Raw genomic sequence first — 17712 nt, 5'->3', positions numbered from 1 at the left:
GATTTGATCCTAAGCCGGCCGTGTATAGTAGGATCAACCAGTATTATGGCAGTAGAAGTAGTTGACAACTTCGATTGGGACAACGTCGGAGCTTCGCAGTTCGGTGGTAACTATACCGCAGAGCAGCGCGCCGAGATGGAGCAGATGTACGGCGACACGCTGACAACTGTGCAGGAAGAAGAAGTGGTAAAAGGTACCGTAGTAGGTATCACTGACCGCGACGTAATCCTGAACATCGGCTTCAAGTCGGACGGCTTGGTGCCCCTGTCGGAATTCCGCGACCTGACCGACCTCAAAATCGGTGACCAGGTTGAGGTATTCATCGAAGACCAGGAAGACTCCAACGGTCAGCTGATCCTTTCGCGCAAAAAGGCGAAGATCAAGCAGGCTTGGAAGTCTATCTACGATGCTCTGGAGAATGACACCATTCTCGAAGGCGTAGTAAAGCGTCGGACCAAAGGTGGTCTGATCATGGATCTGGATGGCGTAGAAGCCTTCCTGCCCGGCTCGCAGATTGACGTGAAGCCTATCCGTGACTTCGACATTTATGTCGGCCGTCGTATGGAAGTGAAGGTTGTGAAAATCAACGCCGCTTTCGACAACGTAGTAGTATCGCACAAAGTCCTGATCGAAAAAGACCTCGAGAAGCAGCGCGAAGCTATCCTCAACAACCTGGAGAAAGGCCAGATCCTCGAAGGCGTTATCAAGAACATGACCAACTTCGGTGTGTTCATCGACCTTGGTGGTGTCGACGGTCTGCTGCACATCACGGACATCTCGTGGGGCCGCATCGCGCACCCTTCGGAGGTTCTGCAGCTCGACCAGAAGCTCAACGTGGTTGTTCTGGACTTCGACGAAGCCAAAAAGCGTATCTCGCTCGGCCTGAAGCAGCTGACTCCCCACCCATGGGATTCGCTTGTAGCCGAGATGGGCGTAGGCTCGAAGGTGAAAGGCCGCATCGTGAACGTAGCCGACTACGGCGCGTTCATGGAAATCATCCCCGGTGTTGAAGGTCTGATCCACGTTTCGGAAATGAGCTGGAGCCAGCACCTGCGCAACCCGCAGGACTTCATCAAGCAGGGCGACGTAGTAGAGGCTCAGATCCTGACCCTCGACCGCGACGACCGCAAGATGAGCCTGGGTATCAAGCAACTGACCGAAGACCCATGGACCCGCGCTGACTTCGGCACGAAGTACGCCGTAGGCTCCAAGCACAACGGTCTGGTGCGCAACCTGACCAACTTCGGCCTGTTCGTAGAACTGGAAGAAGGTGTAGACGGCCTCGTGCACGTGTCCGACCTGTCGTGGACCAAGAAGATCAAGCACCCCTCCGAAATGGTGAAGGTGGGCGACCGTCTGGACGTACAGGTACTGGAGCTCGACGTAGCCAACCGTCGTCTGGCCCTGGGCCACAAGCAGCTGGAAGAAAACCCCTGGGATACGTTCCAGACGGTATTCACTCCCGGCTCAGTTCACAAGGCTACCATCACCGAGAAGAATGACCGTGGTGCCGTGCTCGAGCTGCCTTACGGCATCGAAGGCTTCGCGTATCCTAAGTCGCTGCAGAAAGAAGACGGCTCGCAGGCTGAGAACGGCGAGCAGCTGGACTTCCGCGTAGTTGAATTCTCAAAGGATGACCGTCGCATCGTACTGTCGCACACGGCTGCTTACAACCAGCAGGCTGAAGAGGATAGCCGCGCTTCGAAATTCACCAAGAAGAAGCCTGCCGGCGGTGCCGGTGCTGCTGCTCAGGGTGAAGGCAAGCTGAGCGACCTCAAGAAGCCCGCCGCTGGCGAGAAGTCGACCCTGGGTGACCTGGATGCTCTGTCCGCTCTGCGCGACAAGATGATGGGCACCGAGCGTCAGGCTGGTGAGCAGAAGCTGCAGGCTACGGCCCCCAAGGCTGAAGCTCCCGCTGCTGCCGAAGCTCCTGCCGAAGGTGGTATCCTGGCGGCCGTAACCGGTGCTGCCTCGGCCGCATTCGACAAAGTATCGGAAGTAGCCGGCGACGCTCTGGACGCCGCTACCCACTCCGCCGCTTTCGAGAAAGCCAAGGAAGTAGCTGGCGACGTAGTTGACCGCGCTAAGGACCTGTTGGCTGGCGACGACGCTGCTGACAAGAAAGACGAGGAGAAAGCCTAAGCTTTTTGCAAGTCAATAGTAGAAGAGGCCCCGGCGCAAGTCGGGGCCTTTTTTATGCTTCGACCAGCGGGCTTGCCGTTGACTAGCTCAAGTTAAGCCGTGCAGATAATTCTTTTGCCAGAAAGCCAACGGCTTAAGCTTGAAGAAAAGGAAAAACGCTGAGTTGATTTGGAAAAGGAAGAATATGCCGTAGCTTTGCAACCCAATCCACACCCGGTGACGTGACCGAGTGGCTAGGTAGAGGTCTGCAAAACCTCCTACAGCGGTTCGAATCCGCTCGTCACCTCTCTTTTTTAGTTCCTGTTTTCAGTAGCTCTGTGCCCCGGTCGATTAGCCCCGACCGGGGTTTTTTGCTTTCTAGGCAGTTGATATAGTAAACTATACATATTTTTTCGGGGATTTATACGGAGACTTCCGAGCTGATTCGCTGAAACTGAAAGGGTTTGCGGCCAAGGCAGAAAATCAGCCGGAATAGGGTTTCCTAAATCATTATCCCTACATTTCATTCCCGCGTAAAAGCGGGCACGCAACTACTCTTTCTCTTCCTTTCATTCTATGAAAATCATTGACCTCCGCACGATGCGCGGCCCGAGCTACTGGTCCGTCAAGCATTACAAGCTGATTGTAATGAAAGTCGACCTGGGCGAGCAGGCCGATGTGTGGTCGAACCACTTCCCGGTCCTGGCCGAGCAATTACCCACGCTGCTGCCCGAACTTGGGCAGGTTCCGGCTAACGAAACCGAAAAATCAGTTCATAAGCATCCGCCGCTGACCGTAGATCAACTACTGGACGGTGAGCCACTGGGCCACGTTATTCAGCATGTGGCCCTGGCCCTGCAGCGCATGGCTGGCATGCCCGTGTACTGGGGCAAGTCGTATCCGGCCCACCAGCCGGGGGTGGAGTTCGTTGTATTTGCCTATCAGGAGGAAAGAGCCGGCCGCGTAGCCGCCGAGGCTGCCGTGCAACTGGTATCGGACCTGTGCGAAGGTAAAGCAGTAGATGTAAAGGCTACGGTAGATGAACTGCACGAAATCCGGGAAGACGAGTTTGTGGGTCCTAGCACCTGGAGCATCGTGTCGGAGGCGGCCTCGCGCAATATTCCCTACATCCAGCTTAAGAACAGCAACATCATCCAGCTGGGCTACGGGGTAAACCAGAAGCGTATCTGGGCCACCACAACCAGCTATACCTCCCACGCCGGGGTAGAGGTAGCCGGCAATAAGAACCGCACCAAGGCCATGCTCCGCGACTCGGGCGTGCCCGTGCCTAATGGCACCACGGTATACTCCGAAGCTGGTCTGCGCGACGCCATTGAAGACCTGGGTTTTCCCATCGTGACCAAGCCGCTGGACGGCAACCACGGCAAGGGGGCTACTATCCGCATTATGAACTGGGAAGATGCCGTGGAGGGCCTAAAGGCCGCCCAGGTGTACTCTCGCGCCGTAATTGTGGAGCAGTTTATTGAGGGCGACGACCACCGCCTGCTCGTGGTAAACGGTAAGCTCATTGCGGCCGCCAAGCGCACTCCGGCCGCCGTAACCGGCAATGGCACCAACACCATTCAGGAGCTGATTGACGAAGTAAACAAGGACCCGCGGCGTGGTATCGGCCACGAAAAGGTGCTGACCAGCATCAAAGCCGATCAGCACACGCTGGATATCCTCAAGTCTCAGGACCTGACCCTGGACTCGGTACTGCCCGATGGGCAGCAACTGTACCTGAAAAGCACCGCCAATATCAGCACCGGTGGTACGGCCACCGACGTCACTGATCTGGTGCACCCCTACAACGTGCTCTTGGCCCAGCGCGTGGCCGGCATCGTAGGTCTCGACATCTGCGGCATCGACGTGCTGACTTCCGACATTGCTATTCCGCTGAACGAAACCCGGGGCGCTGTCATCGAGGTAAATGCCGCCCCGGGCTTCCGGATGCACATTTCGCCGGCCGAGGGCCTGCCCCGCAACGTGGCCGAGCCCGTGGTCGACATGCTGTTTCCGCAGGGCACCAATGCCCGGATTCCGATTTTTGCAATAACGGGCACCAATGGCAAGACCACCACTACGCACCTGTTGTCGCACATTGTAGCTTCCAAGGGGTATAAAGTAGGTCATACCACTACCAGCGGCATCTATATTCAGGGTGTGCAGCTGCAGAGCGGCGACTGCACCGGTGGGCAAAGTGCGGAGTTCGTGCTCAAAGACCCAACGGTAAACTTTGCAGTGCTCGAAACGGCCCGCGGGGGTATGCTGCGCTCCGGCCTGGGCTTTCACACCTGCGACGTAGCCATTGTGACCAACGTAGCGGCCGACCACCTGGGCATGCGCGACATCTACACCGTAGAGGAAATGGCCCAGGTAAAAGGCGTGGTGCCCCGCACGGTGCGCAAAAACGGCTGGGCTGTGCTCAACGCCGACGACGACCTGGTGTACGCCATGCGCGAAAAGCTGGAATGCCGCGTAGCCCTGTTCAGCATGAATGAGCATAACCCCCGCATTCGGGAGCACGTCGAGCACGGCGGAATTGCGGCTGTGTACGAGGAAGGCTACATCACCATTTATAAGAACAGCTACAAGCTGCGCATCGACCGGGCTGCTGAGTTCCCCATCACGTTTGGCGGGCGGGCTACCTTCAACATCGAAAACTCCCTGGCCGCGGCGCTGGCTTGCTACTGCTACGGCTTCGACCGGGACGACATCAAGCAGGCAATGCGCACCTTCGTGCCATCGGCTGCCAAGACGCCGGGCCGCATGAACGTCTACAAGTTTCCCAACTTCGAGGTCATTGTCGACTACGCCCACAATACGCACGGCGTCGAGAAGTTTGCCGAATTCCTCAACGCCACCGAGGCTACGCGGAAAGTAGGGGTGGTGTCGGGTCTGGGTGACCGGCGCGACGAGGATACCCTGAGCTTTTCACGCGTGGTAGGCAGCGTCTTCGACGAGGTGGTGCTGCGCCAGGACCGGGACCTGCGCGGTAAAACCAAGGAAGAGCTCAAGGAGATTATGATGCACGGCCTGCGCCTGGACAAGCCCGAACTGCCCATCACCTACATCGAAGACGAGATGGACGCCATTGACCACGTGCTGAACACGGCCCAGCCGGGCTCAGTCGTGGTGCTCTTCACCGAGAACATTAAGGCGACGCTGCAGAAGCTGGATGAGTTTGAATCCCGCGTGGCCGTATCGGCTTCGTAAGAACGAAGGAATTGTCAGCACAAGTCAACAAAAAAGCCCCGCAGCAGTGCGGGGCTTTTTTGTTGACCTGAAGGTAAGCTAGAAGTTAAAGCGGGCTGGGAAGGTAAATCAGCCACAGCCGAAAACTTCGTTTTAAGCGGGGGTTACTTCAGCGTGAAGGTCGACTTGCCAATCATCACGCCGCCCGAATACAGCTCTACAGTGTGCAGGCCAGTCTTGTAGGGGGCACCTTTGGCGTAAAGAAACTGCACGGGCTGCCGGGTATTGTCGAACACGATATCCTGCTTGGCCGTGTAAAAAGCCTCCGAGCCTTCAATCATGAAGGTGCCGCCGCCGGTGCTCAGGTTGTAGAGTGCCGCGCCGTCGGGCTCAATCAGGCGCATCATGATTTCCTTGGTTTCCTTCGGCGACACGTCGTTGCGGGCCAGGTTGAAGGTCACCTTCACCTTTTCCACGCGCTTGGCCTTAAACTCGTTGTCGTCGTCGTCCTTTTCCTTGTTGCGCGAGTTCACGACGCCCACCCGGATGTTTTCGGCCTGCAGGCGCGAGGCAATGCTCACTTTTTCGGCCAGCTCCTGGTTGGAGCGCACTACGGTCGTAATCGTGTCGGTGAGGCGGTTCTGGCGCTCTTTCAGCGTGTTGGTTTCGGTATACAGCGCCTCGTTGTCGCTCTTCAGCTGGGCAATTTCCTCGTCCTTTTTCCGCAGCTGGTTTTCGAAGTTGGCGGCCCGCTGTTTAAAGCGGCGCTGCTCGGAAATCGAAAAGCTGCCGGCTTTAAAGGAGCGCAGCTTGAGCAGGTCGGCATTGATGGACGCAATTTTAGCCTCCAGCGAGTCATTAGCCAGGCCCATGCCCTGCACTTCCTGGCTCTGCCGCTCAAAATCAGCCTTCAGGGCTTCGTATTGCTTGATTTGCTCTTCCAGCTTGGCATCCTTGACTTTGATATCGGCGGTGAGCTGCTCGTTTTGTTTGCCCTTTTGCTGGTTCATGTAAAACAGCACGCCGTTAATACCCAGCAGAACCAGGATCAGGGCCACTATCAGCAGGACGCGGTTGTTGTTCTTGGGCTCGGAGCTTTGGTCTTGTTCCATTGCGGGAAAGGGTTAAATGAAGCCCGGACAGTCCGGACGGTGGGTTACCTTTATGCACAAAAATAAAGGGATTGCCTACCTAGGCAAGTTTCGCGAATAAATACTACATCCGCATGCACTCGGATTTACAGCTTGACGCCGCTTACTGGAATGGGCGCTACACTGCGGGCCAAACCGGCTGGGACACTGGCGCGATAACGCCCCCGTTGCGGGATTATTTTCAGCAGCTGAGCCTGCCACGCACGGCCCGCATCCTGATTCCGGGGGCGGGGCGGGGCTATGAGGCTGAATATCTGCATACTGCCGGTTTTGAGAATGTTTTCGTGGCGGATATTGCTCCGGAAGCCTTACGTGACCTGCACCAACGGGTTCCGGGTTTCCCCTCCGGCCATCTGCTGGAACAGGACTTTTTCGCGTTGCCCACAGCTCCAACTTACGATTTAATTGTGGAGCAAACCTTTTTCTGTGCCCTCGACCCCAGCCTGCGGCCCTCCTACGCCCGGCAGTGTGCCGCGCTGCTCCGGCCCGGCGGCACGCTCATGGGCCTGCTCTTCGACACCGAGTTTGCCCAGGCCGGCCCGCCGTTTGGCGGCAGCAAGGCTGAGTACGAAGTTTACTTTGCGCCGTATTTCGATTTGGTACACTTCGCGCCGGCCTACAATTCCATCAAGCCCCGGCAGGGCAAGGAGCTGTTTATTTGTTTGAAGCGGAAATAAAGCTACCGTGAATCGTTCCATACCGGTTTCGCACCTTATCAAATGGTTGGGTAAGGTAATGAATGTGGTAGTGCTGCTGGTATGCGGCGCGGCTACGGTGTGGGCTGCCCAACTTTATTGGATACGTCGAGCCTTGCCTTACGACTCCAATGGGAATTATTACCACTCCCAAACCAGAATTCGCTACAGTGCCGACATAGTGCCGGTTGCTGGCGGTTTGACGCTGCTGTTCGGGACCCTAACGTTGCTTCTGCTGTTTTCTGCTTATCGTCTGTATATAGCAGGACCCCGGCGTCGAAGTCGCTAGCGGTTTTATCCCATCTTTGCAGGACATTTACTGCCCCGTCATCTTCGTTTTCAGCGACGGTATTTTTGCTCATTATATCCGTATTTCTGCCTTTTGCCATGATAGAGTCTCTCGCCACCGCACTGCCCCATTTCCGCAATACTAATTCCGGCCAGTTTTTCCTGATGGCCGGGCCCTGCGTGATTGAGGGCGAAGACATGGCCCTGCGCATTGCTGAAAAGGTCAAGCACATGACCGACAAGCTTCAGATTCCCTACATCTTCAAGGGTTCTTACCGCAAGGCCAACCGCTCCCGCCTTGATTCCTTCACCGGCATCGGCGACGAAACGGCTCTGCGCATCCTGCAGAAAGTCGGCCGCGAAATCGGGGTGCCCACGGTCACCGACATTCACGAGTCCGACGAAGCAGCACTGGCAGCTGAGTACGTGGACGTGCTCCAGATTCCGGCTTTCCTCTGCCGGCAAACCGATTTGCTGATTGCGGCAGCCAAAACCGGCAAGGTCGTTAACGTGAAAAAAGGCCAGTTCCTGAACGGGGAGTCCATGCAGTTTGCCGTGGATAAAATCAAGCAGTCGGGCAATGACCACGTGATTCTGACCGACCGGGGCAATTCCTTTGGCTATTCCGACCTGGTCGTCGACTTCCGCAATCTGCCCGCCATGCGCAGCTTTGGCGTGCCCGTGGTAATGGACGTAACGCACTCCCTGCAGCGGCCCAACCAGGCCAGCGGCGTCACCGGCGGCCAGCCCGCCCTGATTGAAACCATTGCCAAAGCCGCCATTGCCGTGGGCACCGATGGCCTCTTCATCGAAACTCACCCTACACCCGCCACAGCCAAGTCGGACGGGGCCAACATGCTGGCTCTCGACCGGCTGGAAGACTTGCTGGTAAAGCTAACCCGGGTACGGGAAGCCATTCGGTAGATTCAGAGTAAGAAATATACTGCTGGCGAATGTCGGTAGCAGAACAGCCCGCATCTTTTGCCTGGTTACGTACCGGAGCGGAAAAGGCGGGCTGTTCTGCTACTATTAGGGGGCCAGTTGCTTCACGCGGTTGAGCAGCTTGTCTACCGCATGGTCGAAGCGCAGGGTAAAGTGCTGCTTAGGCTGATTGGTCCGGAAAAACACCAGCCCGATAAAGAACAAGTCGATAGTGAGCCGCACATCCGGGTGCGCCTTGATGGTGTGCCAGGCCCGCTCCATTTCCGCCGACCAGTGAATATCGTCCAGCACGAACACGCTCCGCTCGGTGCGATAGGGCAGACACTGCTCAAAGTACCGCACTGTGGGCTCGTAGCGGTGGTTGCCGTCGAAAAAGGCGAAGTCCAGTGGGCCAGGTAAGGCTGCCAGGGCTGGGGCCAGGGTTTCATCCAGGTTACCTTCCCGCACCTCGATATTGTGCAAGTTCAGACCTTCGAATGTCTGCCGCGCCACAGCTGCCGTTTGCGGGCAGCCTTCAAACGTCAGAACCCGGGCCCGGGAATCGGCAGAAGCCAGGTAGGCGGTAGTAATGCCCAGAGACGTACCCAGCTCCAGAATGGTGCGCGGCTGAAAGTGGTTGACCAGCCGAAACAGCAGTTGCCCGAAGGGGCGGGGCTTGGCCGCCGCGCGGGCAATACTGCTCAGGCTGCGCTGCCTACCCGCCCCCGTGTGGGAGCCGGCCCCAAAGTCCCGGACCGTTATCAGCGTCGTATCTTGCCGCAGCTGCTCCCGGCGGGCCTCAATTGGGCCGTAGGCGGCAAAGGCGCCATCGTGGTGAATAACGTGGGTGTAGAGCCCAAAAACGAACGGGGAATGCAACCCATGTGCATTCCCGAGCGGAATAAAAAGCGGATGTAGCTGAAAGCCTGGAAAAGCAAGAATGAGTGCGTAGGGCCTAGAGTTAGAGTGCTTGGCAAGTTGTATATCACCTCCCGGGCCCAGCACTAGGCTCTGGGCGCGAGGCACGCAAAACCTAGTTCAGGCGGTAGGGAACCACCAGGGTAAATTCTGGAATGTCGACGCTGAACTCGCGGCCATCCACGAGGCGCTCCATCTGGTAGGAGCCGCACATCTTACCCAAGCCCGACTTGAGGTTGCAGCCCGACACGTACTGGTGCGACTCGCCGGGCTCCAGCACCGGCTGCTGGCCCACGACGCCTTCGCCTTCTACTTCGCGCACTACGCCGTTGGCATCGTAGATATACCAGTGGCGGCGGAGGAGCTTCACGGTGTATTCGCTGCCGTTAAGAATATCAATCTTGTAGGCAAACACGTAATGCTCCTGGGCTGGACTGGAATAGTCTGGCAAATAATTGGTCGTAACGCTAACGGTAACGCCCTGCGTAGTCGTCGTATTCATGGCTCCTGTGCGGTTCTGTGAAGGACTAACAACAGTGTCCGGAAATTGGTTTATCTACGCAGCGGCGCCCCTACAAGGACGGCCAACCCGCAAAAAACTTTCCCCTTATGTCCGTAAAGATAGAAGAAAGCTGGCGCAAGGTACTCGCCGACGAGTTCGAAAAACCATATTTTCAGCATCTGCTAAATTTTGTGCGGGGCGAATACGCCACCACCACGGTTTACCCGCCCGGCCCCGCCATCTTCCACGCCTTCGACGCCTGTCCCTTCGACCAGGTTAAGGTCGTGATTTTGGGGCAGGACCCCTACCACGGCAAGGGCCAGGCCAATGGCTTGTCGTTTTCGGTGGCCGATGGAGTCCGCACCCCGCCGTCCCTGCAAAACATCTTCAAGGAACTGCAGGACGACATTCCTACCAGCACTCCGCCCGCCAATGGCAACCTGGACCGCTGGGCCCGGCAGGGTGTGCTGCTGCTCAACGCGACGCTCACGGTTCGGGCCAAGGAGCCCGGCTCCCACCAGAAGAAAGGCTGGGAACAGTTTACTGATGCCGTAATTCAGCGCATTTCGCAAGAAAAAGAACACGTCGTCTTTATCCTGTGGGGAGCCTACGCCCAGAAGAAAGGCGAAGTCATCGACGAGAAGAAGCACCTGGTTATTCGCTCTGCTCACCCGTCGCCCTACGCCGCCGACCGGGGCTTTTTCGGCTCCCGGCCCTTCAGCAAAACCAACGCCTACCTCCAACAGCACGGCGAGCAGCCAATCGAGTGGTAGGCAAGCTCTGCCATGAGAATTCGCTACATCCTGCTCTGGCTACTGGTAACGGTACTGCTAGCAATTCGCACCTATTACAATTACCAGCACAACCATTATCAGGACTTCGCTGCGTTGGCTGTATTCGCCTATTCGCTCGGCCTGTTCCTGCTTGTAGTTGTCGCACGCTGGCTTTTCAATAGGCTAAAGTGAGTTGTGCAAACTGAGCCTGTAAATGAAAAGACCCACTGAAGCTATTCGGTGGGCCTTTTCATTTGCGCAGTAAGAAGCGAAGCGCCTAGTCGATGAAGTTGAACAGGCGGTTCCAGCGGATTTTGTGGAAGAAGTCGGCGTAGGGGTCAACCGACATCCAGATCAGCACGGCCTTGCCCACAATGTGGTCCTCGGGCACAAAGCCCCAGTAGCGCGAGTCCAGCGAATCGTGGCGGTTGTCGCCCATCATGAAGTAATAGTTCTGCTTGAAGGTGTAGCTCGTCAGCGGCTTGCCATTCTGCATGAGCACGTTGTTCTCCAGCGTCACGCCCTCATTGTGCTCGTAGCGCATGATGATTTTCTGGTAGATGGGCGTGTTTTCCGGAGTGAGCTGCACCGTCTGGCCTTCCTTGGGCAACTGTAGCGGGCCGTAGTTGTCCTTGTTCCAGGTTTTGGCTACGCCGTAAGGGCCGGCGTGCTGTGCGGGTAATCGGGGTTATTGGGAAATACCTCGGCCTCCCCTGACCGGCCGGCGCCTGATCCAGTACCACACCTTTGATAAAGGACTGCTTCTTGAAGAATTCGGCCGTCTGCGGGGTAGCATCCACCACGTAAGCGGGGCCCATCTGCGTCATCTGGGGCTGAGGTACGCCAGTAGGACTGTTGAAATCGGAAATGCCCTGTTCCTGAAATACTTTGTCGCGCACGGGCTCATTGACCTGCAGAAAATAGCGGTTCTGGCTCTGGGGCGGATCAACGGCCGGCTTGCCGTTCACATACACCTGCAGATTCTTGATTTCCAGCACGTCGCCGGCTACGGCTACGCAGCGCTTGATGTAGTTAGTGCGCAGGTCGGCGGGGTGCATATCCTCGAAGGGCACGTTGAAAACCACTACGTCATTGCGCTTTACTTCCGAAAAGCCCGGTAGGCGGTAGGAGGGGAGCTGAATGGCGTCGGAGTAGCTCTTGACGTTGAAGCCCCACAGCGTCTGGTGCGTCAGCGGGACCTGCAGGGGCGTTTGTGGGGTGCGCGGGCCGTAGTGCAGCTTGCTCACAAACAGATAATCCCCGACCAGCAGGGAGTGTTCCATCGACGGCGTGGGAATAGTGTAGGCCTCAAACGTAGCCCACCGAATCAGGGTGGCGGCTATGACGGCAAACAGAATGGCGTCGCCCCACTCCCGAAAGAAACCCTTAGGCTTTTTATGCGGCGTCGAAGTATCGGTGTTGGTAGCAGCAGCGGCGTTGGCAGCGGCAAGGCGCTCCTCCCAGGATTGAACAGCCATATGTCGGCAAGATGAAAGCGAATTGGCAGCCTGGTCAGGCTGCATTAGAACGCTGTAATATCTGAATAAATATGCGGGAAGCATACTGCTTCCCGCCGCTGCCGGGCCGCCCGCTATGCCGGCGCCCCGTTAGCAGTCGTATTACAATCCCAGCAAATCTTTCATTCCAAATACGCCCTGGTGGCCGGGCAGCCACTCGGCAGCCAGTAGGGCCCCAGCACGAATCCGTCGCGGGAATGCGCCTCGTGGGAAAGCTCGATCTGGTCGACGCCGGAGGTATAGGTCACGATATGGGTGCCCACCACCTGACCTTCGCGTTCCGAGATTATGGCCAACTCGCTCGGGTTCTGGGTGGCTTCGTTGCGCCAGGTCGTCTTGCTGGGGAAGTGGCGCAGAATGCCTTCGGCCGCCGTCAGGGCCGTACCGCTGGGCTGGTCGACTTTCTGGGTGTGGTGAATTTCCCGAACTTGCACGTCGTAGCCGCCAAACTGGTGCATTTTGGCCGCGATGTACTCGTTGAAGTGGAAAAACAGGTTGACGCCCACGCTGTAGTTGGAAGCATAAAACAACGCTCCGCCTTGCTGCTGGCACAAGGCCTGTGCTTCGGCAAAGTGATGCAGCCAACCCGTGGAGCCGCATACGACCGGCAAGCCCTGCCGCAGACAGGCCATAACGTTGGCAAAGGCCGCATCGGGGTGGGTAAACTCAATGGCCGCATCGACGGTCGAAGAGTTGAAATCAGAGATGTGCACCTCGGGGCGCGTGGGGTCGACGATACCAACAATCTGGTGGCCACGGGCCACCGCTTGGGCTTCGATGGCCTGGCCCATTTTGCCGTAGCCAATCAGGAGCAGCTTCATTTAAGGGGGCGCCTGGAGCGCGTATTATTCAAGGTAAGAGTAAGGGAGAGGCCCGGCGTAACAACGGCCGTGGGCATCCAGATCAGGGTGGGCTGCCACTGCAAACCCAAATCGTCGCTGATGTCGAAGTCCTTGAGGTGGGCATCGACGATGGCATCGAGAATGGTTAGGCCGTAGGCCACGGCCGAGTAGGCAATGAATACGTCGCGCTGGGTGCGGTATACGCTCAGGCCGCGTACGGCGCGGGTGCTGTCCGGAATTAAGTCCGCGTTCGGGCCGGAGGGCTTGCGTCCGGCGGCAAAGTCTTCCAGGGCCGTCTCGTATTCTTTGTAGCGGCTCTGGTAGAAAAACTCGCCGTAGAGCGTACCGCCGATAGCCCCGTACACCAGCGGCAGCTTCCAGAATTTGCGGTTATAGATCTGGCCCGCGCCCGGTAGCATAAGGGCCAGCAACCCAGCCTTGGAAGGCTCCGTCATGGCGATGCCAAACAGCTTGGCCGTGCGCCGGGAGGCATCCGTAACCGTTGGAGTGCTGACTACGGCCGAGTCGGGGCCGGCTGTTATTACCTGGGCCCGGACGGGCGCTGCGCCGGCCAGCAGGGCGGCTAGTAGTGCGCCCGCAGTTAGTTGGCTCCGATTCCCGGTCATCAAATAAGGTCGCTTAAGCAGGTTGCAGAATATGCAGAATGCGCTGCATGTCTTCTACCGAGTCAAACGCAATTTTGATTTCACCATTGCCCTGGGGCCCGGGCTTTACCAGAACCTTGCTGCCAAACCGGTCGGAGAGGAACCGCTCGGTGCGACGCAGCTCGGCCACGGGAATTACCACTTGCGTTTCCTGCACAGCCTGGCCATTAGGAGCATCGGCTTTCTTGGGCGCCACCAAACCGGCGCGTACCAGCTGCTCCACCTTGCGCACCGACAGCTCTTCGGCCACGATGCGGTGAAACAAAGCCAGCTGTTGTTCCGCGTCGTCGATGTTGATCAGGGCGCGGGCGTGGCCCATAGAAATGACCGTGTCGCGCAGGCCGATCTGGATATCCGGCGGCAGCTTGAGCAGGCGCAGGTAGTTGGTCACCGTCGAGCGGTTTTTGCCGACCCGGTCGCCCAACTCTTCCTGCTTGAGGTTGCACTCGCTCACGAGGCGCTGGTAGCTCAGGGCTATTTCAATAGCGTTGAGGTTTTCGCGCTGAATGTTCTCAATCAGGGCCATTTCCAGCATTTGCTGGTCGTCGGCCTTGCGAATGTAGGCGGGAATCGAGTCGAGGCCGGCCAGCTTGGAGGCCTGCAAACGCCGTTCACCCGAGATGAGCTGGTAGGCGTTGGTGCCGGTTTGGCGCACCGTCACGGGCTGGATAATGCCCTGAATCTTGATGGATTCAGCCAGTTCCTGCAGCGCTTCCTGATCGAAGTGGGTGCGGGGCTGGTAGGGGTTAGCCTCAATCTGCCCGACGGGAATAAAGCCTACGGAGTTCATGGGGTGGGGCACAAGGCCGACCCGGTCGCTCTTTTTCTCGTAGCTGCCTTCAATGAGGGCGTTCAGGCCGCGGCCCAGACCGCCAATCTTGCGTTTGGCTGCAGCGGGGGCCGCCGGAGCGTTTTTCTCTTCGTTCTTCTCTGACATACCGACATTCCACGCCCACCCAATACCAGGTGAAAGCGGGAGTCAAAAATACACAAACCCTTGGGAAGCGGCTGAAAAATGTTCCACGGGTGCGAAAAAAACGTGGAACATAGCCCGGAAGGTTTGGCTGTCAGCAGTTGTGCGGCAAGGGTGCGCTGTGCAACGGGCCTGGTTGGTCGTAGGCTATGTGCTGTCAGGTGGGTGAGAATGTTGCTATTCTTATAGGGCTAGGAGGCAAGCCCTATAAGAATAGCAACCGATTCTGTAAACGAGCAGCCGCTAGAAACCAGAAAGGCCGGCGAATCTCGCCGGCCTTTCTGGTTGTATTGCAGGGGCAGTAGCGGAGTTATCAGGACTATTTGCCCGTAGCTTGGGCGACGGGAAGCTGGCTGTCGAGGCGGAAATTCTCAAACATGGCCGTAGCTGAGGCTGGGCCTTTGGCCAGGATTCCGGCCCGAACGCCCCGGTCCCAAGGAGGAAGGTAGGTGCCATTGATGGGAGCCGTGAGACCGGGTAGGTTTTGCCAGGTTTTGCCGCCGTCGGTGCTCCAGGTAAAGCGGAACAGGTTGCCATTCTGGGCCTGCAAACGCAAGGTCACGGCCGAAGAAGTAGGCAGTTTTGCTTCGCTCAAGGTTTTTTGCTTGCCTTTTTCGAGCTGCCAGAGCTGGAGCTTGCCGCTGCCGGCCGTCAGGGCCAGGGTATTTTCCGGGTCGCCGTGGGCGGCAATGCCCGCAATTGTGCCGGCGGGTAGCTTCGAGGGGTTCAGCAGGGTCGTGGTGGCAGTGTAGTCGGCGGTAGTGGTGTGCTGGCCCAGAACGGCGCCGCTGTGCTGGGGCCGGGCCGTGAGCAGCAGCTTGCCGCCCTGCAGGGCTACAGTGGGCCGCTCCTCGACGGGCCACTGCCAGGAAGGTAGCAGGGTGGGCTGGTCGAACTCGTCGGTGAGGTTGCGGGGTGCCACGGGTGCGCTTTGGGTTGGAACGGAGTTGCCGCTCTTGAAATCGGGCCAGTCATTGGCCGTCCAGGTAAACTCGCTGATGACGCCCTGCCGGCCCACAAACTCGAAGCTGCGGGTGTCGTAGGCGTGGTGCAGCATGTACCAGCGCTTGCCGCGGTTGAACACGGTGCCGTGGCCGGGGCAGGCCCATTTCTCGTTCTTGGTCAGGATAGGGTTCTTTTCATACTTTTCCCAGGGCCCGAGCAGGCTTTTGGAGCGGGCCACGCCCATGCCGTAGGTGCAGGTGTGGCCGCAGCAGCCGTTGCCGGCATAAAAGGCGTAGAAATACTCATTGCGCTTGATCATGCACACGCCTTCCACCAGGTTGCCCTCCCAGGGCGCGGTGTTGCGAAACAGCTCCTTTTTCTCGCCCACCAGAGCAGTGTGCTCCTCGTTCAGACGTTGGGCCCAGATAGGTGTGGGCTGCTGTACGCTGTTGCCGTCTTCCTTCCAGATCAGGTAGAGCTGCCCGTTTTCATCCCGCATCGGAAACCCATCGATGGAGCCGTCGGGCTGGGCCACCATGGGGCCGTGGTCGGTGTAGGGGCCCTCGGGACGGTCGGCGCTGGCTATGCCCACGGCCAGGTTGCCGCCCTTCTTATGAGCTGTATAATAGATGTAGGTTTTGTTGCCTTCCTGGCTGATTTCCGGAGCCCAGAAATAGTAGTCGGCCCAGGCCGGCAGCTCCCCGGGAAATACGTGTCCCACCAGCTTCCAGTCGGTCAGGTTCGTGGATTGCAGCAGCGGGAACACCGGTCCCCAGTTAGACGACGTAGCCGTGGCCCAGTAGGTGTCGCCCACTTTCGTAATGGACGGGTCGGGGAAGTCGCCGGGCAGCACCGGATTCACGATGGAAATTGCCGGCAACTCTTCTTCGGCAATCGTTTCGGCCGTAGTGGCCGTGGGGGTGCTCACGCTGGTAGTAGCGCTTTGGCAGGCGCCGAGCAGCAGGCCCAGGCTGAGCAGCAGCGTGGGCGAGGACTTGAGTAATTGAGCCATGAAAGAGAAAAACAGTCAGGGAAAGAGCGTAAGAGGTGAGGAGGCGCGAGGCGTTATTCGCCGGCCGGCTTAGGCAGGGCCGTGGCCGTGGCTACGGGCGTGCCGAAAGCCGGCGTGCCATCTGCGTTCCAGGTAAACTTTTGCATGCGCGGGCTGCGGTTGTCGCCGCATCCTTGTCCGGGCTGAGGGTTGGCGTGGTAAAGAATCCAGTCCTCGGTGCCGTCCTTGCTTTGGAAAAAGCTGTTGTGACCGGGGCCAAAAGCCCGACCAGCCGGGTTTTTCACAAAGACCGGCGTGGCCGACTTCGTCCAGGCCGTAAGCTTCATGGGGTCGGCGGTGGCGGAGGCCGTGAGCATGCCCAGCGCGTAGTCGTCGGTGCTGCAGTGGCTGGCCGAGTAGATGATAAAGGTTTTGTCGCCGTGCTTAAGCACTTGCGGACCTTCATTTACGGCAGGAGTGCCGTTTTGCTCCCAGCTGTACTCGGGCCGGGAAAGCTCGACTCGGGGCCCAACAAGCGTCCAGGGGTTGCTCATTTCGGCAATATAGAGGCGCTGCACCTGGCTGCTGGCCACCTCATGGCCCGACCACAGCAGGTAGCGTTTGCCGTTCTGCTCCAGCACCGTGCCGTCGATGGCCCACAGATCCTGGCCAGGCACGGCTATGCGGCCTTTATCGACCCAGGTACCGGTGGTGGGGTCGGCACTGGCATTTTCCAGCACGTTGATGCGGTGCCCGTCGCAGCAGAGCGGGTCGGCGGAGTAGTAGATGTACCACTTGCCGTCGAGGAAATGCAGCTCCGGAGCCCAGATGTCGCGCTGGTTGACGCCGGTCTGCTGGGGCGTCCAAACCACGGTGCTAACGGCCGAGCCCAGCTCCGACATTTTTGCCGTCTTGCGAATCGTCAGGTTGTTGCCGGTCGTGTGCATGTAATAGTACACGTCGCCCCGGCGGATAACCCACGGGTCGGGCCCAACGGTAAGCAACGGGTTGGTAAAGGTGGTCGTGGTCGTCGGCGTGACGGGCGGCGGTGCCGGAGTAGCAGCCTTCTGGCAGGCCAGCGTCAGGGCCAGCAGGCTCAAGGGAATCAGGCGGGAAAAGGAAAACATAGCGGGTGGGATTAAGGAACACAAAATCCGGACAAGGATACTACCAAGTACGTGGAATACGACTCCGGTTTAAAAGCTCAGCCCTGTA

Annotated in this window: 15 protein-coding genes and 1 tRNA gene; 6 read left to right on the top strand and 10 right to left on the bottom strand. The window is 58.1% G+C overall.

What is annotated here, in order from left to right:
* The first annotated feature begins 45 nt into the window (after positions 1–45).
* The 3 genes from rpsA (at position 46) to cphA (ending at position 5337) form a co-directional block, all read left to right on the top strand.
* Positions 46–2142: a 30S ribosomal protein S1 gene (gene rpsA, locus MUN79_RS25945; protein ID WP_244675389.1), complete on the top strand. Its 2097-nt coding sequence runs from the start codon at positions 46–48 to the stop codon at positions 2140–2142.
* A gap of 215 nt (positions 2143–2357) precedes the next feature.
* Positions 2358–2428, top strand: a tRNA-Cys gene (locus MUN79_RS25940).
* A 269-nt stretch (positions 2429–2697) separates the two neighbouring features.
* Positions 2698–5337, top strand: coding sequence for a cyanophycin synthetase (cphA, locus tag MUN79_RS25935; RefSeq protein WP_244675388.1), 2640 nt, complete (start codon positions 2698–2700; stop codon positions 5335–5337).
* Between the two features lie 143 nt (positions 5338–5480).
* On the opposite strand, the gene MUN79_RS25930 is transcribed toward cphA, so the two are convergent.
* Complete coding sequence (locus MUN79_RS25930) at positions 5481–6428, bottom strand: DUF8428 domain-containing protein (protein WP_244675387.1); 948 nt, start codon at positions 6426–6428, stop codon at positions 5481–5483.
* A gap of 113 nt (positions 6429–6541) precedes the next feature.
* On the opposite strand from MUN79_RS25930, the gene MUN79_RS25925 reads away from it, so the two are divergent.
* Together MUN79_RS25925 and kdsA are read left to right on the top strand one after the other, a co-directional pair.
* Positions 6542–7144: a methyltransferase domain-containing protein gene (locus MUN79_RS25925; protein ID WP_244675386.1), complete on the top strand. Its 603-nt coding sequence runs from the start codon at positions 6542–6544 to the stop codon at positions 7142–7144.
* Between the two features lie 405 nt (positions 7145–7549).
* On the top strand, positions 7550–8374 hold the full coding sequence (gene kdsA / locus MUN79_RS25920; protein ID WP_244675385.1) for a 3-deoxy-8-phosphooctulonate synthase: 825 nt from the start codon (positions 7550–7552) through the stop codon (positions 8372–8374).
* A gap of 105 nt (positions 8375–8479) precedes the next feature.
* On the opposite strand, the gene MUN79_RS25915 is transcribed toward kdsA, so the two are convergent.
* Together MUN79_RS25915 and apaG are read right to left on the bottom strand one after the other, a co-directional pair.
* Positions 8480–9250, bottom strand: coding sequence for an O-methyltransferase (locus tag MUN79_RS25915; RefSeq protein WP_244675384.1), 771 nt, complete (start codon positions 9248–9250; stop codon positions 8480–8482).
* Between the two features lie 154 nt (positions 9251–9404).
* Positions 9405–9791, bottom strand: coding sequence for a Co2+/Mg2+ efflux facilitator ApaG/CorD (gene apaG, locus MUN79_RS25910; RefSeq protein ID WP_244675383.1), 387 nt, complete (start codon positions 9789–9791; stop codon positions 9405–9407).
* 107 nt (positions 9792–9898) lie between these two features.
* Between apaG and MUN79_RS25905 the strand changes: the two genes are divergently transcribed.
* A complete protein-coding gene (locus MUN79_RS25905) occupies positions 9899–10564 on the top strand; it encodes a uracil-DNA glycosylase (RefSeq protein WP_244675382.1) in 666 nt (221 codons plus the stop codon).
* A 277-nt stretch (positions 10565–10841) separates the two neighbouring features.
* Here the strand turns inward: MUN79_RS25905 and lepB (MUN79_RS25900) are convergent, their stop codons facing one another.
* From lepB (MUN79_RS25900) to MUN79_RS25870, 7 genes are all read right to left on the bottom strand, one after another.
* The gene (gene lepB / locus MUN79_RS25900) at positions 10842–11108 is read right to left on the bottom strand and encodes a signal peptidase I (RefSeq protein ID WP_244675381.1); all 267 of its coding nucleotides are present in this window, start codon (positions 11106–11108) and stop codon (positions 10842–10844) included.
* The gene (gene lepB / locus MUN79_RS25895) at positions 11089–12042 is read right to left on the bottom strand and encodes a signal peptidase I (RefSeq protein ID WP_244675380.1); all 954 of its coding nucleotides are present in this window, start codon (positions 12040–12042) and stop codon (positions 11089–11091) included. The genes lepB (MUN79_RS25900) and lepB (MUN79_RS25895) overlap by 20 nt, the downstream gene beginning before the upstream one ends.
* Positions 12043–12203: 161 nt before the next feature.
* On the bottom strand, positions 12204–12902 hold the full coding sequence (locus MUN79_RS25890; RefSeq protein ID WP_311136596.1) for a 4-hydroxy-tetrahydrodipicolinate reductase: 699 nt from the start codon (positions 12900–12902) through the stop codon (positions 12204–12206).
* A complete protein-coding gene (locus MUN79_RS25885; RefSeq protein WP_244675379.1) occupies positions 12899–13549 on the bottom strand; it encodes a DUF5683 domain-containing protein in 651 nt (216 codons plus the stop codon). Before MUN79_RS25885 ends, MUN79_RS25890 begins: the two co-directional genes overlap by 4 nt.
* A gap of 13 nt (positions 13550–13562) precedes the next feature.
* Positions 13563–14525, bottom strand: coding sequence for a ParB/RepB/Spo0J family partition protein (locus tag MUN79_RS25880; protein WP_244675378.1), 963 nt, complete (start codon positions 14523–14525; stop codon positions 13563–13565).
* 355 nt (positions 14526–14880) lie between these two features.
* The gene (locus MUN79_RS25875) at positions 14881–16518 is read right to left on the bottom strand and encodes a family 43 glycosylhydrolase (protein ID WP_244675377.1); all 1638 of its coding nucleotides are present in this window, start codon (positions 16516–16518) and stop codon (positions 14881–14883) included.
* Positions 16519–16571: 53 nt separating this feature from the next.
* The gene (locus tag MUN79_RS25870; protein ID WP_244675376.1) at positions 16572–17624 is read right to left on the bottom strand and encodes a glycoside hydrolase family 43 protein; all 1053 of its coding nucleotides are present in this window, start codon (positions 17622–17624) and stop codon (positions 16572–16574) included.
* Between the last annotated feature and the right edge of the window lie 88 nt (positions 17625–17712).

It is taken from the genome of Hymenobacter cellulosilyticus (assembly GCF_022919215.1).
GTDB lineage: Bacteria > Bacteroidota > Bacteroidia > Cytophagales > Hymenobacteraceae > Hymenobacter > Hymenobacter cellulosilyticus.
This window is presented reverse-complemented; position numbering and strand designations above follow the sequence as displayed.